22 protein-coding genes are annotated in these 22,030 nt (G+C 66.7%); 5 read left to right on the top strand and 17 right to left on the bottom strand.

Annotated elements, in window-relative coordinates; all coding sequences use genetic code 11:
• Positions 1-12 precede the first annotated feature (12 nt).
• The 5 genes from RT614_RS18780 to RT614_RS18760 form a co-directional block, all read right to left on the bottom strand.
• Positions 13-876, bottom strand: coding sequence for a proteasome-type protease (locus RT614_RS18780; RefSeq protein WP_313623642.1), 864 nt, complete (start codon positions 874-876; stop codon positions 13-15).
• Between the two features lie 63 nt (positions 877-939).
• Complete coding sequence (locus tag RT614_RS18775) at positions 940-1,743, bottom strand: transglutaminase family protein (RefSeq protein WP_313623641.1); 804 nt, start codon at positions 1,741-1,743, stop codon at positions 940-942.
• Positions 1,744-1,756: 13 nt separating this feature from the next.
• Positions 1,757-2,707 carry an alpha-E domain-containing protein gene (locus RT614_RS18770; RefSeq protein ID WP_313623640.1) on the bottom strand — a complete coding sequence of 317 codons (951 nt, stop codon included), beginning with the start codon at positions 2,705-2,707 and terminating at the stop codon, positions 1,757-1,759.
• 2 nt (positions 2,708-2,709) lie between these two features.
• Positions 2,710-4,140, bottom strand: coding sequence for a circularly permuted type 2 ATP-grasp protein (locus tag RT614_RS18765; protein WP_313623639.1), 1,431 nt, complete (start codon positions 4,138-4,140; stop codon positions 2,710-2,712).
• Positions 4,141-4,403: 263 nt separating this feature from the next.
• Positions 4,404-5,078 carry a 5-formyltetrahydrofolate cyclo-ligase gene (locus RT614_RS18760; protein ID WP_313623638.1) on the bottom strand — a complete coding sequence of 225 codons (675 nt, stop codon included), beginning with the start codon at positions 5,076-5,078 and terminating at the stop codon, positions 4,404-4,406.
• A 69-nt stretch (positions 5,079-5,147) separates the two neighbouring features.
• Here RT614_RS18760 and RT614_RS18755 point away from each other — a divergent pair, with 69 nt between their 5' ends.
• Positions 5,148-7,298, top strand: coding sequence for a transglycosylase SLT domain-containing protein (locus RT614_RS18755; RefSeq protein WP_409558495.1), 2,151 nt, complete (start codon positions 5,148-5,150; stop codon positions 7,296-7,298).
• Positions 7,295-8,395: a CCA tRNA nucleotidyltransferase gene (locus RT614_RS18750; RefSeq protein ID WP_313623637.1), complete on the top strand. Its 1,101-nt coding sequence runs from the start codon at positions 7,295-7,297 to the stop codon at positions 8,393-8,395. The genes RT614_RS18755 and RT614_RS18750 overlap by 4 nt, the downstream gene beginning before the upstream one ends.
• 39 nt (positions 8,396-8,434) lie before the next feature.
• Here the strand turns inward: RT614_RS18750 and RT614_RS18745 are convergent, their stop codons facing one another.
• From RT614_RS18745 to RT614_RS18700, 10 genes are all read right to left on the bottom strand, one after another.
• Positions 8,435-9,622: an SAM-dependent methyltransferase gene (locus RT614_RS18745; protein ID WP_313623786.1), complete on the bottom strand. Its 1,188-nt coding sequence runs from the start codon at positions 9,620-9,622 to the stop codon at positions 8,435-8,437.
• An 89-nt stretch (positions 9,623-9,711) separates the two neighbouring features.
• On the bottom strand, positions 9,712-11,496 hold the full coding sequence (locus tag RT614_RS18740; protein WP_313623636.1) for a DEAD/DEAH box helicase: 1,785 nt from the start codon (positions 11,494-11,496) through the stop codon (positions 9,712-9,714).
• Positions 11,497-11,774: 278 nt separating this feature from the next.
• Positions 11,775-12,536, bottom strand: a complete 762-nt coding sequence (locus RT614_RS18735; RefSeq protein ID WP_313623635.1) for a uracil-DNA glycosylase — start codon at positions 12,534-12,536, stop codon at positions 11,775-11,777.
• Between the two features lie 40 nt (positions 12,537-12,576).
• Complete coding sequence (gene tenA, locus RT614_RS18730; RefSeq protein ID WP_313623634.1) at positions 12,577-13,239, bottom strand: thiaminase II; 663 nt, start codon at positions 13,237-13,239, stop codon at positions 12,577-12,579.
• Positions 13,240-13,266: 27 nt separating this feature from the next.
• Positions 13,267-13,656, bottom strand: a complete 390-nt coding sequence (locus RT614_RS18725; protein ID WP_313623633.1) for a DUF488 domain-containing protein — start codon at positions 13,654-13,656, stop codon at positions 13,267-13,269.
• A 57-nt stretch (positions 13,657-13,713) separates the two neighbouring features.
• On the bottom strand, positions 13,714-14,949 hold the full coding sequence (gene nhaA / locus RT614_RS18720) for a Na+/H+ antiporter NhaA (protein ID WP_313623632.1): 1,236 nt from the start codon (positions 14,947-14,949) through the stop codon (positions 13,714-13,716).
• A gap of 110 nt (positions 14,950-15,059) precedes the next feature.
• Positions 15,060-15,524: an HIT family protein gene (locus tag RT614_RS18715; RefSeq protein ID WP_313623631.1), complete on the bottom strand. Its 465-nt coding sequence runs from the start codon at positions 15,522-15,524 to the stop codon at positions 15,060-15,062.
• Positions 15,521-15,970, bottom strand: coding sequence for a GNAT family N-acetyltransferase (locus RT614_RS18710; RefSeq protein ID WP_313623630.1), 450 nt, complete (start codon positions 15,968-15,970; stop codon positions 15,521-15,523). Before RT614_RS18710 ends, RT614_RS18715 begins: the two co-directional genes overlap by 4 nt.
• Before the next feature lie 22 nt (positions 15,971-15,992).
• Positions 15,993-17,459, bottom strand: a complete 1,467-nt coding sequence (gene pap / locus RT614_RS18705) for a polyphosphate:AMP phosphotransferase (RefSeq protein WP_313623785.1) — start codon at positions 17,457-17,459, stop codon at positions 15,993-15,995.
• 81 nt (positions 17,460-17,540) lie between these two features.
• Positions 17,541-18,404, bottom strand: a complete 864-nt coding sequence (locus RT614_RS18700; protein WP_313623629.1) for an MBL fold metallo-hydrolase — start codon at positions 18,402-18,404, stop codon at positions 17,541-17,543.
• 124 nt (positions 18,405-18,528) lie between these two features.
• On the opposite strand from RT614_RS18700, the gene RT614_RS18695 reads away from it, so the two are divergent.
• The 3 genes from RT614_RS18695 to RT614_RS18685 are packed head-to-tail and all read left to right on the top strand — an operon-like array spanning position 18,529 to position 19,713.
• Positions 18,529-18,864: a metalloregulator ArsR/SmtB family transcription factor gene (locus RT614_RS18695; RefSeq protein ID WP_313623628.1), complete on the top strand. Its 336-nt coding sequence runs from the start codon at positions 18,529-18,531 to the stop codon at positions 18,862-18,864.
• Entirely contained in the window at positions 18,861-19,292 is a 432-nt protein-coding gene (locus RT614_RS18690) for a YeeE/YedE family protein (protein WP_313623627.1), read from the top strand. Before RT614_RS18695 ends, RT614_RS18690 begins: the two co-directional genes overlap by 4 nt.
• 1 nt (position 19,293) lies before the next feature.
• Positions 19,294-19,713 carry a YeeE/YedE family protein gene (locus tag RT614_RS18685; RefSeq protein WP_313623626.1) on the top strand — a complete coding sequence of 140 codons (420 nt, stop codon included), beginning with the start codon at positions 19,294-19,296 and terminating at the stop codon, positions 19,711-19,713.
• 112 nt (positions 19,714-19,825) lie between these two features.
• Here RT614_RS18685 and RT614_RS18680 read toward each other — a convergent pair whose 3' ends face one another.
• A complete protein-coding gene (locus RT614_RS18680; protein WP_313623625.1) occupies positions 19,826-21,094 on the bottom strand; it encodes an AMP-binding protein in 1,269 nt (422 codons plus the stop codon).
• Between the two features lie 81 nt (positions 21,095-21,175).
• Complete coding sequence (locus RT614_RS18675; RefSeq protein WP_313623624.1) at positions 21,176-22,012, bottom strand: ABC transporter ATP-binding protein; 837 nt, start codon at positions 22,010-22,012, stop codon at positions 21,176-21,178.
• Positions 22,013-22,030 lie beyond the last annotated feature (18 nt).

Here is a 22,030-nt window from a genome sequence, read left to right as displayed (position 1 = left end):
GCCTGAACCGCCTCAGTTGGGCTGGTCCTTGCCCGGGTCTTCGGCCAGCACCTGGGGCGCCGCGTAGGGGACGTGGGCGGTGTTGACGGGTTCCATGCGCAGCGGCTGGTGCACCCGCGACGGCGGCACCAGCGAGCCTGGCGCGTAGGGATTGGTCCACAGCGGATCGGGGATTTCCGCGAAGACCTGGCGCAGGCGTTCGCCCCAGGTGCCGCGGATCATGCGGAAGTATTCGTTGTGTTCGTCGATGCTGGCAAAGTGCGTCACGCGCAGGGAATTGGCGTCGTACACCAGCAGGTCCAACGGCAGGCCCACCGAGATATTGGAGCGCAGCGTGGAATCCATGGAGATCAGCGCGCACTTGGCGGCCTCGTCCAGCGAGGTGTCAGGCTGCAGCACGCGGTCCAGGATGGGCTTGCCGTACTTGGCCTCGCCGATCTGGAAATACGGGCACTCCTGGCCGGCTTCGATGAAGTTGCCCGCCGAATACACCTGGAACAGGCGGCACTGCTCGCCGCCGATCTGGCCGCCGAAGATCATGCTGACGTTGAAATCCACGCCTTGCTCGTGCAGCGCATGCGCTTCGCTTCGGTAGACTTCGCGCACCGCCGCGCCGATCAGGCGCGTGGCCGCGAACATGTCGGGCGCGTTCCAGATGGTGTCGGCGCCTTCTTCGTGCTGACGGGTCAGCACGTTCAGCACGGCCTGGCTGACTGCCAGGTTGCCGGACGTCATCAGGACCATGACGCGCTCGCCCGGCAGTTCGAAAACGGTCATTTTGCGAAAGACGCTGATCTGGTCGACGCCCGCGTTGGTGCGGGAGTCGGAGAGAAACACCAGGCCGGCGTCGAGGCGGGCGGCTACGCAGTAGGTCATGATCGGAAAGAGGGAAAAACCACCACGCATTGTATTGCGGCGCGGCGGGGCGGATGTAACGGCTTACTGCTGCGCGCCCGCCTGCACCTGGACGCTGATTTCCATGGATTCCTCGCCGCCGCCGGTGCGCAGGCCGCGCACCGGTGAAGCCGAATCGTAGTCACGCCCGACCGCCAGCCGGCAATGGCATTCCGACGCGAACTGGCGGTTGGTGATGTCCACGCTGGTCCAGCCGACGTCGGGCAGCCAGACGTCGGCCCAGGCATGGCTGGCCGCGTGCTCGGCGGTGGTGTACAGGTAGCCGCTGACGTACCGGGCGGGCACGTAGAGGCCCCGCACGCAGGCGAGGAACAGGTGCGCATGGTCCTGGCACACGCCATGGCCCAGGGCCAGCACCTGGTTGGCGGCGGTGGTCACGTCCGTGGTGCCGGGTTCGTATGCAACGCGTTCATGGATCGCGGCGGCAAGGGTCAGGATGTCTTCCGAGGTCGTCAGGCCGTTCGGCAGCACCCCTCGCGCGAACGCCGCGATCGTGTCGTCCGCCTGCGTCAGCGGCGTCTGCACGCAATAGGCGTGCACCGGCAGGCGGCTGTCTTCGCCGCCAAGCACGCCCCGCGTCAGCGGCGCCACCACCACCTGTCCGCTGACGCGAAGCTCGATATCGGTGTGCGGCTGGTTCAGCGTCAGCGTGTGTGTGATGTTGCCGTAGGCGTCGACCTGCTTGTCCAGATTGCCGGGCGCGTCGATGTTCCACCGCAGCACGCGCTGGTGCTCGTCGTCGCGCGGGGTCAGGCGCAGCGTCTGGATGCTGTAATTGACGGGCGCGGTGTAGCGGTAGTGCGTGACGTGCGTGATGATCTGTTTCATGGATGCCTCCGTGTTATGCCGACAGCGGCACCAGGAAATCCTGGCTGATCCGGTTGCCCAGGTCGTTGATGCGCTCCAGGAAGCGGTCCAGGTACTGGTGCAGGCCGCTCTTCAGGATGTCCTCGACGCGGCCATACTGCAGTTCGGCGCACAGCATGCCGACGCGCCGTTCGGTCTCGGTCGACCGCCGGTTCGAGACGCGCGCCAGGTCGTCCGCCACCGCCCGCATCGAGGCCAGCAGCGAACGCGGCATGTCGCCGTGCAGGATCAGCAGCTCAGCCACCCGGTCGGGCGTAATGACGTCGCGATACACCTTGCGGTAGATCTCCAGCCCGGACACGGAACTGAGGAGCGCCGACCAGCGGTAGAACTCGCTTTGCACGGCGGCGGCGCCTGCGGATTCGGCGCTGCGTTCATGGAACTTCACGTCCAGCATGCGGGCCGTGTTGTCGGCCCGTTCCAGGTACATGCCGATGCGCAGGAAATACAGCGCCTCGTCCTCCAGCATGGTGCCGATGGTGACGCCGCGCGCCAGATGCGAACGGAACTTCACCCATTCGAAGAATTCGCCGGGGTTCCGATCCAGAAGGCCGGTGTGCAAGTGCTTGAGCAGCTCAAGCCATGTGGTGTTGTAGGTCTCCCAGACTTCCGTCGTGAGGCTGCCGCGCACGGCGCGGGCGTTTTCGCGGGCGGCGCGCATGCAGGTGTAGATCGACGACGGATTCTCGGGGTCGCGGACCATGTACTCCAGCACGTCGCGGGGCGAGATGGCGGCGTGCTTGCTCTGGTAAAGGCCCTGCAGCTCGGAGATGCGCAGCACCCCCAGCCACGAGCCCTCGCGTGTCCGGGCGTCTTGCGGCAGCAGCGACATCTGCAGGTTCACGTCCAGCATGCGCGCGGTGTTCTCGGCGCGCTCGGTGTAGCGGCACATCCAGAACAGGTTGTCGGCGGTTCGGCTCAGCATGGTCAGTCCTCCAGAACCCAGGTGTCCTTCGTGCCGCCGCCCTGGCTGCTGTTGACGACCAGCGAGCCCTCCGTCAGCGCCACCCGGCACAGGCCGCCGGGCACGGTGCGGATCTCCTTGCCGCACAGCACGTAGGGACGCAGGTCCACGTGGCGCGGCGCGACGCCGGACTCCACGTAGGTGGGAGTGGTGGAGAGCGCCAGCGTGGGCTGCGCAATGTAGTTGGAAGGGTTGGCGCGCACGCGATCCTTGAACGACTCGACCTGCGCGCGTGTAGCCGATGGCCCCACCAGCATGCCGTAGCCGCCGGCGCCGTGCACTTCCTTGACCACCAGGTCATGCATGTTGGCCAGCACATGGGACAGTTCGTCCGGCCTGCCGCAGCGCCACGTCGGCACGTTCGACAGGATCGGTTCTTCGCCCAGGTAGAAGCGGATCATGTCGGGCACGTACAGGTAGGTCGACTTGTCGTCCGCGATGCCCGTGCCAATTGCATTGGCAAGGGTGACGCGGCCGGCGCGGTACACCGACAGCAACCCGGGCACGCCCAGCGCCGAATCGGCGCGGAAGGCCAGCGGGTCGAGAAAGTCGTCGTCCAGCCGGCGGTAGATCACATCGACCTTGCGCGGCCCCTGCGTGGTGCGCATGTAGACCGTGTTCTGCTCGACGAACAGGTCCTGTCCTTCGACCAGTTCCACGCCCATCTGCTGGGCCAGGAAGGCGTGTTCGAAGTAAGCCGAGTTGTACATGCCGGGCGTCAGCACGACCACCGTCGGATCGTCTCCGCCATGCGGGGCGACTTCGCGCAGGTTGTCCAGCAGCAGGTCCGGGTAATGGGCGACAGGCTCGACCTTGATGCGGCTGAAGGCGTCGGGCATCAGTCGCATCGACATCTTGCGGTTCTCCAGCATGTACGACACGCCGGACGGCACGCGCAGATTGTCCTCGAGCACGTAGAACTCGCCCGCGCCCGCCCGCACGATATCCACGCCCGCGATATGGCAATAGATGTCCTCGGCTACTTCCACGTCCTGCATTTCAGGACGGTACTGCGCGTTCAGGAACACCTGTTCGGCCGGCACGATGCCGGCGCGCACGATGTCATGGCCGTGATAGATGTCGCGGATGAACAGGTTCAGTGCGCGCACGCGCTGTTTCAGACCGGCTTCCAGCCGCCTCCATTCGTCGGCGGGGATGATGCGCGGAATCAGGTCAAAGGGGATGAGTCGCTCGGTGCCGGCGGCATCGCCCGCGACCGAAAACGTGATGCCCACGCGACGAAAGCTCAGGTCCGCTTCCAGTCGTCGCACAGCCATGGCCTCGGCCGACTGCTCATCGTGCCAGCGCTCGAAAGCCTGGTAATGGGAGCGTGTGCGGTTCTCCCCATCGCGCATTTCGTCGTAGGCGGATGGGCGGGCGGGTCGGTCCTTCATGGCTCCTCCGATGCAGATGCTTGCGGCCGGCTTGCACGCGGCCGTTATCCGGCCCGTGGCGGGCCGGTCCAAGTCAACAAGCAACCCGCATGCCAGCTTGCTGGCGTGCGAGGCACCTCGAGGTCAATATGCGCTGAAGACGGGGGAATTGCCATCCCCACGGCGGCTTACCGCCAGGCGGGGGCTCGAGAATGGACCTTGCGAGCCCCGAGCCGTTACAGGACGCACCGCGTTGGTGCGCCGTGCTGGACAAATCTGGTGCGTCAGTTCATCCGGTACGTGTGCAGCGTCGTTCCGCCCGAACCGCCTTGCTCCAGCGGCGCCTGCGGCACCCAGCCATCCTGCGTGAGGACGGCGTCCAGGCGGAAATCGTGGGAAGCGGGGACGTACCCCGAATCCAGTTCGCCGCAGCTCCAGGCGATTCCAATGGCGACGAACGAGTGGCCCCGGTCGCGCAAAGCCGCGAGGGTGCGGTCGTAATAGCCGCCGCCGTAGCCCAGGCGGTCGCCTTGTTCGGTATAGCCCAGGGTAGGCACCAGGATCACGTCGGGAAGCAGCTCAGGCCCGGCCACGGGTTCCTGGATGCCGTAGGGACCGGCGCGCAATTCGGCGTCGGGCGTCCAGGGCAGGAAGGCTAGCGGCGTGTTGCGTTCGCGCACCACCGGCAGGGCAACCGTGATGCCCCCTTCGGTCCATTGCGTCAGCAGGGGACGCAGATCGGGTTCGTCGGCCATGGGCCAGAACGCCGCGACGGTTGTCGGGGCCGGATGGCCTGCCTGGACGGCCTGGTCACGGGCCACGTTCAGCCACGTGAACAGCCGGGCACGCATAAGCAGACCGCCGCGACTGCGCTGGTCTTCGGGCAATTCTGCCCGCAGATTCCGCAATCGCGTGCGGTGCTGGACTGCGGTATCCTCTGGAGTATTTTGCGTAGTCATGCGGTGGCTGTAACCGGGGGGTTGAAGATGAAGGCAGACATGCTGAAAAGAAACATGCGAATGCTCAGCATGCGGGTGTGTCGCCAGACACAACCCTTGCAACCCCGACGGTATCAGAAATCCTCGTCTCAAGCCGGCGCGGCCAGCATTGGCGCCGCGTCCGATGCGCGGGCCGGCCTGCGGCGCTGGTTGCCCCTGGTGGCGCTCTTTACCGCAGCCTGTGCGCCGGTGGATGCGCAGCAGCGCAACGCCGCCATCAATGTGCAGCCTCAGCCGGCCGTGCAAGCCACGCAACCGCTCATCTCCGTGCCTCCGGTGGTGTTGGCGGGCCTGCCGCCCACCGCTGAAACCCCCGCGCTGGCCGCGGTGGTCGCCGCTCGCGAGGCCATGAGCCGCAAGCAGTGGTCGGTGCTGGGCGCGCTCGTGCCGCAGGCCAAGGGCGATCCGCTCGGCATGTATCCCGAATATTGGCTGCTGCGTTACCAGCTCTGGACGCCACCTCCAACCGGCCGTCCCAACGCCGCGCTCCAACAGTTCATCAGCAGCAACGGCGACGCCTACCTGGCCGACCGCCTGCGCGGCGACTGGCTGCTGGCCGCCGCCCGCAGCGGCGACTTCGAAACCGTGCGCAAGCTGGCGCCCGTCAAGAACACCAACGCCCAGATCGAATGCGCCATCCTGGACGGCCGCCACATGACCGGCCAGCGCGCCACCCCCTCGCAGGCGATGGCCGTGTTCGCGCCCGGCACCGCGTGCTGGGCGCTGTACGACCAGCTGGTCGCGGACGGCATCCTGGGCTGGGAACAGCTTGAACCCCAGTTGCGCGACGCCATCGAAGCCAACAAGACCACCGACGCGCGCAAGTTCGTGCAGTACATGTTCGAACCGCGCGACGTGAAGACCTACGACGTCCTCATGAAGGACCCGATGAAGTGGCTCACGCGCCAGGACCGCCTGCCCGTCGGTCGCAACGAAAAAGAACTGGTCACCATCGCGCTGGCCCGCCTGGCGCGCTCGGACGTCAGCGTCGCCGACTCCTATCTGCGCCGCGAATGGGCCAAGTCCATGGCCAAGTCGAACCTGGCATGGGTGCGCGGCCAGTATGCGCTGGCCGCTGCGTTGAATCTCGATAGCCGGGCCAACGAGTGGTATCGCGAAGCCGGCCATATCCGCATGACCGACTACAACGCCGGCTGGAAGGTGCGCGCGGCGCTGCGGCAGCCCAAGATCGACTGGAAGTGGGTGATCGAATCCATCGATGAGATGCCCGCTTCGCAGCAGGCCGAAACTGCCTGGGTGTACTGGAAGGCCCGCGGCCAGGCTGCATTGGGCCACAAGGACCGCGCCCAGGCCGCCTACGCCAGCATCGCGGACCGCTTCGATTTCTACGGGCAGCTCGCCGCCGAGGAACTGGGACGCCGCATCAACGTGCCTCCGCGTCCGGCGCCCATCAGCGACAGCGAGATCGCCGAGGCACGCGCCAACCCCGGCCTGCAGCGCGCCGTGCTGCTGTTCCGCCTGGGCTGGCGCGCCGAAGCCGTGCCTGAATGGAACTTCACGCTGCGCGGCATGAGCGACCGCCAGCTGATGGCCGCGGCCGAGCTGGCGCGCGCCGAGAACATCTACGACCGCGTGGTCAATACGTCGGACCGCACCGAGAAGGAATTCGACTTCAGCCAGCGCTTCATCGCGCCGTTCGAAGGCCGCGTCACCGCCAAGGCCAACGCCATCGCGCTGGATCCGGCCTGGGTGTATGGCCTGATACGCCAGGAATCGCGTTTCATCATGGATGCGCGTTCCCATGTGGGCGCCTCGGGCCTGATGCAGCTGATGCCGGCCACGGCCAAATGGGTGGCTGGCAAGATCGGCATGAGCGATTTCACGCCCGCCAGCGTCAACGATTTCGATACCAACACCGAACTGGGCACCAATTACCTGAACATCGTGCTGCGCGACCTGAACGGCTCGCAGATGCTGGCCAGCGCCGGCTACAACGCCGGGCCGGGCCGTCCGCGTAATTGGCGCTCCACGTTCACGCACCCGGTGGAAGGCGCGATTTTCGCGGAAACCATCCCGTTCACGGAAACGCGCACGTACGTGAAGAATGTGATGTCCAACGCGACGTATTACGCGGCGATGTTCAGCGGCCAGCCCCAGTCGCTGAAAGAGCGCCTGGGCAGCGTCGTGCCGGCGGGCACGGAAACCGCCGCCGCGCCATGACGCGGGATCCGGCCACCGACGGCCTGCGCGCCTACATCGTCGGGGGAGCCGTGCGCGATGCGCTGCTGGGCCTGGCGCCGGGCGATCACGATTGGGTCGTCGTCGGCGCCACGCCGGAAGACATGACGCGCCGCGGCTTCATTCCCGTCGGCGGCGATTTTCCCGTCTTCCTGCATCCCCGCACGAAAGAGGAATACGCGCTGGCGCGCACCGAGCGCAAGTCGGGACGCGGCTACAAGGGCTTCACCTTCTACACGGGCGCGGACGTCACGCTTGAAGAAGACCTGCGCCGCCGGGACCTGACCGTCAACGCCATCGCCCAGAAAGAAGACGGCGAACTGGTGGATCCCCTGGGCGGTGCGGCCGACGTGCGCGCCCGGGTGTTTCGTCACGTGGGCGAGGCGTTCGAGGAGGATCCGGTGCGCATCCTGCGGCTGGGCCGCTTTGCCGCACGCTTTGGCGACTTCACCGTCGCGCCCGAGACCATGGACCTGTGCCGCCGCATGGTCCAGGCCGGCGAGGCGGACGCGCTGGTGGCGGAACGCGTCTGGAAGGAACTGTCGCGCGGCTTGATGGCCGCCCGGCCATCCCGCATGCTTAACGTCTTGCAGGATTCGGGCGCGCTGGCGCGCGTGATGCCGGAACTGCAAGGCGTGGATGTGGTGGGCGCCGATGTGGACCGCGCAGCCGAGCTTGGCCTGCCCCTGGCAAGCCGCTACGCGCTGATGTGCCGGCTGACGTCCGAGCGCGAGGCTCTGGGCCGCCGGATGCGCGTGCCCACCGAGTGCAATGACTACGCGCGCTTGCTGCCCGACATGCTGGCGGCCCTGGATGCCGCGCCGGATGCCGGCGATGCCGCCGATGCGCAGCTCGCCCTGATGGAGCGGGCGGACGCCTTGCGCAAGCCCGATCGCTTCTTCGATTTGCTGGACGCCGCCGCGGTGTTGCGGACGGTGGACAAGCCCGCCTGGCAATCCCGGGTGGAGGCGGTGCGCGGAGTGGACGCAGGCGCGATCGCCAAAGCCTGCGCCGGCGAGCCCGCGCGAATCAAGGAAAGCGTGCGCCAGGCGCGGCTGGAGCGGTTGCAGGCGGGCTGATTCCGCTGCCCGCCGGCCGCGCGGTGGCGGCCTGGCGCCTTACAGCTTGCCCAACCTGTCGCCGCGCGAAAATCCCGACAGCGGCGCGGTCATGCCCCGGCCGATCGCCAGCACCTTGAACAGTTCACCCATTTCGGCTTCGGACAACAGCTTCTGCACGGGGGCGACGGCCTGCGCATACGCCTGCGCATCCGAGGGATCCAGCCGGGCCAGCAGGTCCATCAATCCTGCATTCATCAGGAAGCGGGCCTGCGACGTGTAGCCCAGCACCTGCAGTCCGGCTTCCAGCGCGGCGTCGGCCATGGCGGTGAAGTCCACGTGTGCCGTGATGTCCTGCAGCCCCGGCGCGGTGAAGGGATCGCCATGCGCGTGATGGCGCAGGTGGCACATCAGCGTGCCGCCGGCGCGTTGCGGGTGGTAGTACTCGCTGCGCGGAAATCCGTAGTCCACCAGCAGCGCGGCGCCGCGGTCCAGCCAGCTGCCCATGGCGGCGATCCAGGCCTCGCCCTGCAGGTTGATTTCGGAAACATAGCCAGGCAGCGCCGGCATGCGAGCAGCGACGGCTGCGGCCAGTGCGGCGGGCGCCGGGCGGTCTTCCCATGTGAACGCGCCATTCGCGTCCAGGGCTACGCCACGCTCCAACACGTCACCGGCGGCGCTCCAGGCAAAGAGCGATACCGGCATCGCGTCCAGCACCTCGTTGGCCAGCACGCAGCCCGCAAACGCATTGGGCAGGGAGTCCAGCCATTGCACGCGGTCGCCGAACGGCGCCAGCCTTTCGGCCTGGCGGGCGCGCAAGTCTGCCGACACCTCCAGGATGAAATAGCGCGTGTCGTGCAACCCCAGGGCGTCCAACTCTTGCAAGACGCCTTCGGCCAGGGCGCCGGTGCCGGCCCCGAATTCCAGCACGGCCTGCGTCTGCGTCTGCCGCAGCACTTCGGCCGCCTGGCGCGCCAGCGTGCGCGCGAAGAGGGGGGTCAGCTGCGGCGCGGTCACGAAGTCGCCCTCGGGCGTCTTGCCGCCATCGTCCGCGTCGGCCAGCTTTACGTTGCCGGCGGCGTAATAGCCCAGGCCGGGCGCGTACAGGGCTTCGGCCATCCAGTGGTCGAAGGGCAGCCAGCCGCCGTTGGACGCTATTGCCGCGCGCAGGTGTGCGGCGGCGGCTTCGCTGTGCTCGAGTGAGGCGGGGGAAAGAGGGGGCAGGTTGGCGGGGGCGGGGCGTTGCATGGGCAGATGAGACATGGGCAATACGGCATTTTCCCAAAAAAAAACCCCGCGGCTCAACGCTGCGGGGCTTTTTGGATCAGGCGGGTGTATCAGCCGCGGCGATCGGACGACTTGGTGAAGCGCTTGGCGGGGCCGCCGGGACGCTTGTCGAACGAAGGCTTGGCACGGAAACCGCCTTCGGGGCGATCACCGCCGCGGAAGCCGCCTTCACGCTGGGGACGGTCGCCGTAGCTCGGACGATCGCCGAAGCTGGGGCGCGAGTCACGATCGCCACCGCGGAAACCACCTTCACGGGGCGCGCGTTCGCTGAACGGACGGGCATCGCGCTGCGGGCGGTCGCCGTAGCTGGGACGGTCGCCAAAGCTGGGACGCGAATCGCGGTCACCGCCGCGGAAGCCGCCTTCACGCTGGGGACGGTCGCCGTAGGGACGGTTGCCCTGGTAGCCGCCTTCGCGTTGGGGACGGTCACCGAAGCTGGGACGGTCGCCGAACGAACGCTGGGGGCGGTCGCCGAACGGACGGTCTTCAAACGGGCGGTTGCCTTGATAGCCGCCTTCGCGCGGCTTGAACTCGCCACGCGGGCCGCCGAAGGAACGACCTTCACGGGGGGCGCCGTCGCGGTTGCCCGCAAAGCCGCCGCCGCCATGACGCGAACCGCCGAAACCGCCGGGACGCTTGCCGAAAGGCTTGCCAAACGGCTTGCCGCCGCCGCCGCCGGTGGACGGACGCGGGGTGCGCTTGGGCTCCAGGCCGGCGATCACTTCAGGCGTGATCGACTGGCCGATGTAGTGCTCGATGCGGCGAACCTTGTGGCGCTCGGAGTGCGTGGCCAGCGTGAACGCCAGGCCGTTGCGGCCGGCACGGCCGGTGCGGCCGATGCGGTGCACGTAGTCTTCGGCCTGCATGGGCAGGTCGAAGTTCACGGCGTGGCTGATGCCTTGCACGTCGATGCCGCGGGCGGCCACGTCGGTGGCGACCAGGATGCGCAGCTGGCCGCGCTGAAGCTGCGACAGCGTGCGGGTGCGTTGGCGCTGGTTCATGTCGCCGTGCAGGGCAGCGGCGGCAAAGCCCTGGTCGGCCAGGCGGTCGGCCAGGTCGTCCGCGCCGCGCTTGGTCGACGTGAAGACGATGGCCTGGTCCAGCGAGGCGTCGCGCAGCACGTGATCCAGCAACTGCATCTTGTGGCTGGCGTCGTCCGCGTACAGCAGGCTTTGCGTGATGTTGGTGTGCTTTTCCTTCGAGCCGGCCATCTCGATGCGCTGCGGGTCGCGCATCATGCGCGCAGCCAGCTTTGCGATCGTGCCGTCCAGGGTGGCCGAGAACAGCAGGGTCTGGCGGTCTTCGGGCAGGCGGCCGACGATGGTCTCGATGTCTTCGATGAAGCCCATGTCCAGCATGCGGTCGGCTTCGTCCAGCACCAGCGTGTGCACGGTGTTCAGCTTGACGCGGCCGGATTGCAGGTGGTCGATCAGGCGGCCGGGGGTGGCGACCAGCACGTCCACGCGGCGCGACAGCGCCTTCAGCTGCGCGCCGTAGGGCATGCCGCCCACGACGGTGGCGGTGCGCAGGTCGGCCAGCTTGCGGCCGTAGGTGGCGGTGGCGTCGGTAACCTGCTGGGCCAGTTCGCGGGTCGGGGTCAGCACCAGCACTTGCACGCCGACGCCCTTGTTGGCGGGCATCTGGGCGATGCGGTGCAGGGCGGGCAGCATGAAGGCGGCGGTCTTGCCGCTGCCGGTCTGCGAGGAAACCATCAGGTCATGGCCAGCCAGCGCTTGCGGAATGGCGGCGGCCTGAACGGGGGTGGGGGTGGCGAAGCCAGCTTCTTGAACGGCCGACAAAAGAGCGGGCGCGAGACCCAGGGTATCGAAAGACATTACTTTCCCTTGCCGCAATCAATGCGACGCAGTGCTTGGTCGGGCCAGAGGATTAGGCGGCCGGATCCAGGCGACGGTTGATGGAGCATCGTGCCGACCGGATCAACCATGCGCGTGGCGCGTTCTCTTGTACTGAGTGGAACGCAGGGCGAAAGGAAAGGGGTCAGGAATCGATGATAGTTCGGCATGGGGCCGGGCGTTTGGATCCCCGGCGTTCTGCAAAAAATTCCGCTAAATCAAGGCGGTAAATGCCGAACTCGTTTTGTGCAGTGCGGCGATCATAACCCGAATTCGCCTTGCAAGGGAATTATTTTTTTGTCCAGCCCCCAATCAATAGGGTTTTTCCCTTGGTTCCGCAGCCAGTCGTTGGTGGCGCGGAAGTGGCCGCATCCCAGGAAGGGCACGGGCGGGCGGCGGGCCGACAGTGGCGAGGGGTGATTGGACATCAGCACGAGGTGGCCGCTGTCGGGCGGAAGCAACAGGCGCTTGGCCTGCGCGTACGCGCCCCACAGCATGAACACCTTGGGCGAGGGATCCCGCGCGACCAGCGTGATCAAGGCATCTGTCACTGTTTCCCAGCCGCGCTTGGCGTGCGACGCCGGCAGGCCGTCTTCAACGGTAAGGGCGGTGTTCAGCAGCAGCACGCCTTGCCGGGCCCAGGCACCCAGATCATTGCCGACAGTAAACTGGACATCCGGGTACTCGCGGGCAATCTCGTTGAAGATGTTGCGCAGGCTGGGCGGGCGCTTGCAGTCGTCGGGCACCGAGAACGCCAGCCCCTGGGCCTGGCCGGGGCCATGGTAGGGATCCTGCCCCAGGATGACGACCCGGACATCCGACGGCGCCAGGCCGTGCAACGCCCGGAAGGGGGCGGCGGGGTAGACCACGGCGCCCTGGGCCAGCCGCTGTTCCACATGCGTCGTGGCCGCAGCGAGCGCGGCGGCCACGGGATCGGCGGTGAAGGCGGCCTGCCAGGCGGCCGGGAGCTGCGCCGCTTGTGCGGCGAGGGTGTTGGGTGTCAGGCGATTGTCGAGAGGCATGGGCGCGATTTTGGCATATGCGCCGGTCCTGTCGGGGCGGTCAGACAGGCCAGCCCGCCTGCCGGTGCGCCGAGTCCCAGAACATCCATTCAAGCTGGGCGGCGCGCGTATACGCCTGGTGCATCGCGTCCAGCGTTTGCGCCGACGCCCCTTCGGCCACGCGATCGACTGAAGCGATCACGGCCCGCACCAGTTCGTGGAATTCGTCTCCGGCGTAAGTGTCGATCCATGCCGCATACGGATTGGGGCGGACGGCTCGGGCGTGGATGTCGCGGCCGATTTCGGCATAGATCCAGAAGCACGGCAGCAGGGCGGCCAGCACGACCGGGTAGGGCGAGGCCCATGCCGTGGCGATGAGGAAGCTGGTGTAGTGATGGCTGGCCGGGGTCAGCGGCGTGGCTTCGAACGTGGCGGCGTCGACGCCGAACTGCTTCATGAAACCCGCGTGCAGGCTGCGTTCGGCGACGACGGCGCCTTTGGCCGCTTCTGCGAACTGGGCCACGCCATCGGCGTCATCCGCCTTGGCGGCGGCGATGGCCAGCGCGCGCCCGAACGCCACCAGATAGTGCGCGTCCTGGATCATGTAGTGCTTGAACGCGCTTTCGTCGAGCTGGCCGCTGGCCAGTTCCTGGTTGAACGGCATATCGCGCGTTTTGGCGTAGAGCGCGGCGTTGCGCGTCCAGGCATCAGAGCTGAAAGACATGAAGATCCTATAAGACGAACCGCGGCCTCAGGCCGCGCGTTTGCGGTGGTGGCGGGCGTACTGCAGCAAAGCGTCGCGCAGCACGACAGCCTGGTTGTGTTCGGTATTGCGCGCGCCGTACAGCAGGGTCAGTGGCCGGTCGCCCGCGGCTTCAAGCAGGGCTGCCATGCGGGCTTGTTGCTCGGGCGTGGCAAGTTCCGTCAGGTACTTGGCGCGAAACGCGTCCCAGCGTTCTTCGACGTGGCTGAACCATTTGCATAATTCCGCGCTGGGAGCGATGTCGCGGGCCCATTCGTCCAACCCCAGGTCAGCGCGCTTCAGGCCGCGGGGCCACATGCGATCCACCAGGGCCAGATAGTGGCCCTCGGGGCCGGTGCCTTCATAGACGCGCTGCACGACGATGCTGGATGCTTTCATGCCGGCTCCCTGCGAAAACGGTGCGGCCAGTCTACTGCAAGCCGCGCGCCGGAAACGTCAGCGGTGGTCCGATTCTTGATCTGGCGCACCCGTGAAGCGCAGCATCAGGAACCCCACGACGGCGGATGCCAGCGAGCCCGTCAGCACGCCGATCTTGGTGGCGTCCACGGTGGCCGCATCCGTGAAAGCCAGCGCGCCGATGAAGAGACTCATGGTGAAGCCGATGCCGCACAGCAGCGCCACACCGTACAGCTGGATCCAGGTGGCGTGCCGGGGCAGGGTAGCGACGCCGGTCTTGATGGCAAGCCACGCGAAACCGAACACGCCCAGCTGCTTGCCCACGAAAAGTCCCAGCGCCACGCCCAGGGGCACGGGCTGGGCCAGGGTCGCCAGGCCCAGTCCCGCGAAGGACACGCCCGCGTTGGCAAAGCCGAATACCGGCACGATCAGCAGCGCCACCGGTTTGTGCAGCGCATGTTCCAGCGCGTGCAGCGGCGAATGCGCATGCGGCCCGCCCTGATGCTGCCGGCGCAGCGGAATCGTCAGGGCAAGCGCCACGCCAGCCAGCGTCGCGTGCACGCCCGACTTCAGGACGAAGTACCACAGCACCGCGCCCAGCAGCAGATAAGGCGTCAAGCGCGTGACGTCGGCGCGGTTCAGGCAGAAAAGGCAAACCAGCAAGGCGGCCGACATGCCCAGCGCGAACACATTCAAGTCCGACGTATAGAACAGCGCGATGATGACGATGGCCCCGAGATCGTCCAGGATGGCCAGCGCGGTGAGGAATATCTTCAGCGAAGTGGGCACGCGGCTGCCGAGCAACGCCAGGATGCCCAGCGCGAACGCGATGTCGGTGGCGGCCGGAATGGCCCAGCCCCGCAGCGTGTCGGGACTGCCCAGGTTAACCAGCAGATAGATGATCGCGGGCACGGCCATGCCGCCCAATGCGGCCACGCCCGGCAGCACGATGCGGCCCGCGCCGCGCAACTGGCCGTCCAGCACCTCGCGCTTGATCTCCAGGCCCACGAGCAGGAAGAAGATGGCCATCAAGCCGTCGTTGATCCAGTGCAGCACCGTTTCCTTGAGCAGGATCGGCCCGACCTGAAAGCCCACCTTCGTGCCCAGGATGTCGAAGTACGTGGCGGCTGCTCCGCTGTTGGCGACGACCAGCGCGGCCGCGGCGGCCAACATCAGGACATAGCCGCCCAATGCCTCGGACTGCAGGAAGGCCTGCAGGAACGAAGGGGGACGCGCCGGGCTCGGGGCGTTGGGGGTGCTGTGGATATCCTTCATTGACGGCGCCGGTGGTGATCGAAAGCCTGAATATTAGCTGAACGAATCAATGCAACCGTTTTCTTCGGCCAATTTCGTCTAATTTACCGAAAGTTGGCTCTATTTCAGGCTCAATGCCACAGCAGCGCGTTCATGGCCTCGACCAGTCGTGCGCGGTAGCGGGGCAGGAGTTCCCGCACGTCAGCCTGTCTTTCCTTCCATGCCTGGGGCTCGGCGCCTGGCGTCACACGCGGCGCCGCCCAGATCGGATCGGGGAAATGGCGGTCGCCCCGCCAGCGCGGGATCACGTGCCAATGCAGGTGGGGCACCATGTTGCCCAGAGAAGCCAGATTGATTTTGTCCGGGGACAGGATCGATTGCTGCGTCTCTTCGACCACGTACACCGCCCGCATCAGCAGGTCGCGCCCGTGGGTGGACAGGCTGGTCATCTCGGCAAGGTGGCCGTTCCAGACCACGCGGGTGAAGCCGGGATAGTCCGGGTCGTCGACTTCGATGATGCGCAGGTGCGGCCCGCGCCACAGCAGCGCGCCGCCATCTTCCTGGCACAACGGGCAATTGGGATCGCGCGCGCTCAAGCCATCACCTTGCGGTATTGGATGAAGCCGGAACGGTCGGCGATGCGGTCGTAGAGTTGCATGGCCGTGGCGTTGGTCTCGTGAGTCAGCCAGTACACCCGCGCACAGTTGGCGGCGGCGGCTTCGGCATACACATGTTCAATCAGCTTGCGGCCGGCGCCGGTGCCGCGGGCGTCCTGGTCGACGTACAGGTCTTGCAGATAGCAGTAGTCGCCTGCCGTCCAGGTGGACCGGTGAAATACCCAGTGCACCATGCCGATGGCGCGGCCGCTTTCGTAGGCCAGCGCGGCGTGCATGGGTTCGGCCGGGTCCAGGAAGCGCTCCCAGGTGTTGCGGGTTACCGCGTCGTCGATGTCGACGCGGTAGAAGTTCTGGTAGCCCTTCCATAGCGGCAGCCATGCGTCGAAGTCGGCAGCGACGATGGGACGGATTTCAGCGGTACTCATGGCGCGATGCCTCCAGGCGGGTTCAGCAGTGTTCTTCAATGGCTTCGACGATATGCCGCAGCACCTGCAAACGAGCGTACCGCTTGTCGTTGGCGGACACCAGATGCCACGGGGCGTGAGCGACGTCCGTGCGGGTCAGCAGTTCGTTGGTCGCGGCGGTGTATTCACGCCACTTCTCGCGGTTGCGCCAGTCGTCGGGGGTGATCTTGAAATTCTTGAAGGGCGATTTTTCGCGCTCGCGGAATCGTTCCAACTGTACCTCGGGGGTGATCGCCAGCCAGAATTTCAGCACCAGCGCTCCGCTGGCGGCCAGCTGCTCTTCGAAGTCGTTGATTTCGGCATAGGCTCTGCGCCACTTGGCGGGTGGAATCAGCTTTTCGACACGTTCGACCAGCACACGGCCGTACCAGGAGCGGTCGAAGATGGCGATGCGGCCGTGGCGTGGAATGCGGCGCCAGAACCGCCACAGGTAGGGTCTGGCCAGTTCTTCGGTGGTAGGCGCCGACACGGGCGTGATGTCGAACTGCCGGGCATCCAGCGCATGCGTGACGCGACGGATGGCGCCGCCTTTGCCCGCGGCGTCCTGGCCTTCGAACAGCAGGATCAGCGAATGACGCCGGAACTTGTCGGAACGAGCCGCGCGCGCCAGCCGGCCTTGCAGCAGGCCCAGTTCGGCCTCGTAGTCGGTCTTGTCGACCCGGGCTTCATAGTCCAGCTTGCCCAGGTGGTCGACGATGCGCGTCGAGCGCGAATGCGCGACGAATGCCGGCGGGATGCGGGGCATGCCGCGCCGGCGCAGGGCGGCCAGCACCGCTTGCGCCGTGCGCGCGTCGCGCATGTTTTCGTCGGCGCTTGGGATCACCACCCAGGGCGCATGGCCGCAGTCCGTGTGGTTCAAAACGACGTGCCCGCCGGAACGGATGCGGTCGAATCTCTTGTTGACCTTGAGATCCACCGGACTGACCTGCCAGGCGGTCTCTGGGCTGGCCAGGAGGCGCTGCGCGCGCTCGCGCTGGGCCTGGGCAGAAAGATGGAACCACAGTTTGATGATCTGCACGCCTTCCGCGGCCAGCATGGCTTCGAAGCGCATGATGGCGGCGGCGTGGGCCTCGATGGCGTCAGGGTTGGGCTTCTTTCGGGCCGCTTCGATGATCAGCGGCGCGTACCAGGAGCCGAAGACAATGCCGGTGCTTCCCTTGGGCGGCAGGTCCCGCCAGTAACGCCACAGCGGCGGGCGTTCCAGCTCTTCGCCTTCCCGCGGGCCATAGGCCAGCGTGCGGATGTGGCGCGGGTCCATCCATTCGTTGAGCAGGTTGACGGTGGCGCCCTTGCCCGCGCCGTCGATGCCTGCCACGACCACCAGCAGCGACTTGTCCGCCTGCCGAAGCCGTTCATATTGCGCTTTGAGCAAGGCGACCCGCAGCCGCTCTTCGAGTGCCTTGAATTCGTCTTTGGAAAGTGTGGGGTCGGCTTCGGCTTCGGCGAACATGAGGATGCGTGCGATCGGGGTCATCGATCGGGCGATCTTGCGGGATATGTCCCTGGCGCGCAAGTGCGGCGCGCCCCAGCGTCAAAGCGCGTCGACGGGAATCTTGAGGTAGCGCACCCCGTTGTCTTCCGCGGGCGGGAAGTGCCCCGCCCGGATGTTGACCTGGATGGCGGGCAGGATCAGCGTCGGCATGGACAGCGTGGCGTCCCGGCGCGTGCGCATGTCGACGAATTGCGTTTCGTCGACGCCGTCGCGGACGTGGATGTTGGCGCGGCGCTGTTCGGCAACGGTGGTCTGCCACGCGGTCTGGCGGCCTTCGGGCGGGTAGTCGTGGCACATGAACAGCCGGGTGCCGTCCGGCAGGCTGAGCAGGCGCCGTATCGAGCGATACAGAAGATGGGCGTCGCCGCCGGGGAAGTCGCAGCGCGCGGTGCCGACGTCCGGCATGAACAGGGTGTCTCCCACGAATGCCGCATCGCCGATCAGGTAGGCCATGTCGGCCGGCGTGTGGCCGGGCACGTGGATGGCGGTGGCGGTCAGCGCGCCAATCTGGAAGGTTTCGCCATCGGCGAACAGATGGCCGAATTGCGAACCGTCGAGCTGGAACTCCGGTTCCAGGTTCAGGATTTTCTTGAAGACGCCTTGCACCGCGCAGATGCTTTGTCCGATGGCAATCACGCCGCCCAACTGCCGCTGCAGATAGGGGGCGGCGGACAGGTGATCGGCATGGGCGTGGGTTTCCAGCAGCCAGGCGGTTTTGAGGTCGTGTTCACGCACATAGGCCGCCACGCGGTCGGCGCTGGCGGTGTTGCTGCGACCCGATTTGGGATCGTAGTCCAGCACCGAATCGATGATGGCGCAGGCCACGCCGGGCCGGTCCTCATGCACGACGTAGGTGATGGTGGCGGTGACGGGGTCGAAGAAGGCCTGGATGTGCGGGTTCATGGGTGCTCGCGTGACGGCCGTCGAGCGGCCGGATCAGGTCAATATATGAAAGTAAATAATATTTGCAGATAGTTTATTCGCAAATATAATGACGACGCCATCCCCCTAGTGAACGACACCCACCATGAACGCTCCGCTGACTGACTGCGAAGTCGCCGTCCTGCGCGAATCCGCCTCGCAGGCCTGCACGCTGCTCAAGGCCCTGGCCAACGAAGATCGCTTGCTGCTGCTGTGCCAGCTGGTCCAGAATGAACGCAACGTGGGCGAGCTGGAATCGTTGACCGGCATCCGCCAGCCGACCCTGTCGCAACAACTTGGCGTGCTGCGCGACGAAGGGTTGGTCGCCACACGGCGCGACGGCAAATACGTCTATTACCAGATGGCCAGCTTCGAGGTCAGCCAGGTGATGAAAACGCTATCGAGTTTGTACTGCGGAAGAGCCATGGAGTCACTCAAGTGAACGTGGACTGGGCAGCTTTCACCCCGGCTGCCGGCACGGTCGGCGGCTTGCTGATCGGCACGGGCGCGGTGTTGCTGATGCTCGGCGCAGGACGCATCGCGGGCATCAGCGGCATCCTGGGCGGCCTCTTCGCGCCCGAGCGCGGCGGCGGCTGGAGGGTTGCCTTTTTGCTGGGCATGTTCGCTGCGCCCTGGCTGTACCGGCTTTTTTCCGCGTTGCCGTCCATCACGGTCGACGCCAGCATGCCGCGGCTGATCATCGCGGGGCTGCTGGTCGGCCTTGGCACCCGCTACGCAGCGGGATGCACCAGCGGCCACGGCGTGTGCGGCCTGTCCCGCGGATCCCGCCGGTCGCTGGCCGCCACCGCCCTCTTCATGGCGGCAGGTTTTGCGACGGTCTACCTGCTGCGTCACGTCGCGGGAGGCTGACATGGCCGTTCTTTACGCATTTGCCGCCGGCCTGGTCTTCGGGATCGGCCTGATCGTGTCGGGGCTGGCCGATCCCGCGCGCGTGTTGGGCTTCCTGGATCTTGCCGGGCTTTGGAACCCGACGCTGGCGTTCGTGATGGGCGGCGCGGTCCTGGCTACCACCGCTGGCTACGCGTGGCTGCGCCGTCGTCGCCTCAGCCTGTCGGGCGAGCCCCTGCACTGGCCGCAGGCCACCCAGGTGGACCGGCGCCTTGCCGGCGGCAGCCTGCTGTTCGGCGTGGGTTGGGGGCTGGCCGGCTTCTGCCCGGGGCCGGCGCTGGTGGCGGCCGCGGCAGGCGTCGCAGAGGCCGCGGTCTTCGCGGCCGCCATGATCGCCGGCATGGCGATCTTCTCCGTGCTGGAGCGCCGCAAGCGTTCCTGATGCGGCGCGCATGACCGACGCGCTTGAATGGCGCGCCTGAACGCAGCGCCCCAGAACTCGACCCAAGCACGGCGCCACCAGGCGGCGCCGTAGGATCAAAGCTCGTGACTCGCTATTCGTAGGTCCGGATGTCGTCGATGACCTTGCCGTCGTTCGGCAGGCCGCCCGCGTCCACCCACTCGACATCCGCGCGCAGCTTGGTCAGGTCGCGCACCGAGTCGGCGATACGCTTGGCCAAGGCGTCGTCCGGCGATTGCGCTTCCACCTTCAACACCATCCGGTCCGAGCCCGTGCTGCCGCTGATCACCAGCCGCGCCTTCAGGATCTCCGGATGCCGGCGCGCCACGTCGGCCACTTGCGACGGATGCACGAACATGCCGCGCACCTTGGTGGTCTGGTCCGCGCGTCCCATCCAGCCTTTGATGCGCGTGTTGGTGCGGCCGCAGGGCGAGATGCCCGGCAATACCGCCGACAGGTCGCCCGTGCCGAAGCGCACCAGCGGGTAATCGGGATTCAGGGTGGTCACGACGACCTCGCCCACCTCGCCTTCCGGCAGGGGATCGCCTGTGCCGGGGCGTACGATCTCGACGATGATGTCTTCGCCCAGCACCAGTCCTTCGCGGGCCGGCGTTTCGAACGCGATCATGCCCAGATCGGCGCTGCCGTACGCCTGATAGCCCTCGATGCCGCGGGCCGCCAGCCAGTCGCGCAGGGACGGCGGAAAGGCCTCGCCGGACACCAGCGCGCGGCGCAGCGAATCCAGCTTCACGCCCAGCTCATCGGATTTCTCCAGGATGATCTTCAGGAAGCTCGGCGTGCCCGTATAGCCGCTGGGCGCGAGGTCCTGGATGGCGCGCACCTGTTGCTCGGTCTGCCCGGTGCCGCCGGGAAACACCGTGCATCCCACCGCATGGGCGGCGGTCTCCATCATGGAGCCGGCTGGCGTGAAGTGGTACGAAAAGCAGTTGTAGGCCAGTTCGCCGGCACGAAATCCCGCCGCGTACAAGGCGCGTGCAAACCGCCAGTAGTCCGAACGCGCGCTTTCCGGTTCGTAGATCGGACCGGGCGACGCGAAGACGCGCATGGCCTCGCCCCAGCCGATCGCGGAAAAGCCGCCGAAGGCCTTGGCAGGGCCTGCCGGCCGGGCGTCGTCGTCGCGGCTGTGCTGCTGGCGTTCCAGCAGTTCATGCTTGCGCAGCACGGGCAGCCGGGCCAGCGCCTCGCGCGAAGTGATCGTGGCGGGATCGATGCCGCGCAGTTGCTCGGCAATGGCCGGCGCCCGTGCGATGGCGCGGGCGATCGCGTCGGGCAAGGCTGCCATCAGGTCGCGCTCTCGCTGCTCGGGCGCGCGGGTTTCGAGTACATCGAAAAACTCGGACATGGGTCGCACCTTCTCGTGTGCCGGTTTGCGGTGCCGTTGCGGGCGGCATGCGGCAAGCGCTGGCTTGCACGCTTTCAGGAATCAGGCCAGCCAGCGCTTGCGGCGGCGATAGAACTTGTTGTCTCGGAAACTCTTGCGTTCGCCGCTGGATATGCCCAGGTAGAACTCCTTGACGTCCTCGTTTTGCGCCAGGTCGGAGGCGGCCCCGTCCATCATCACGCGCCCGTTTTCCAGGATGTAGCCATAGTCGGCGTACCGGAGCGCGATGTTGGTGTTCTGTTCGGCCAGGAGGAAGCTCACGCGCTCGCGCTGGTTCAGGTCGCGCACGATCTCGAAGATCTCTTCGACGATCTGCGGGGCCAGGCCCATGGACGGCTCGTCCAGCAGGATCATGTTGGGGTTGGCCATCAGCGCGCGGCCGATGGCGGTCATTTGCTGCTCGCCGCCCGAGGTGTATCCGGACTGGCTGGTCCGGCGCTGCTTCAGGCGCGGGAAATATTGGTAGACCTTGTCCAGCGCGGCCGTGGTGTCGCCGCGGCTCATGCTGCGGGTGTAGGCGCCGGTCAGCAGGTTTTCCTCGATGGTCAGGTGGGCAAAGCAATGCCGGCCTTCCATCACCTGCACGACGCCGCGCCTGACCAGTTCCGCCGGCGTCAGCTGTTCGATGCGCTGGCCGCGGTACTGGATGTGGCCCTTCGTGACGTCGCCGCGCTCGCCCTTCAGCAGATTCGAGATCGCGCGCAGCGTGGTGGTCTTGCCTGCGCCATTGGCGCCCAGCAAAGCCACGATCCGGCCTTCCGGCACCTGCAGGGACACGCCCTTGAGCACCAGGATCACGTGGTTGTAGATCACCTCGATGCCGTTCACATCGAGCAGCACCGGGGGAGCGTCGGCGGCGGCAATATTGGCGTCGTTCATAAACATTCCTGCAGCGTG

Source organism: Achromobacter sp. (assembly GCF_032102605.1).
GTDB lineage: Bacteria > Pseudomonadota > Gammaproteobacteria > Burkholderiales > Burkholderiaceae_B > Achromobacter.
This window is presented reverse-complemented; position numbering and strand designations above follow the sequence as displayed.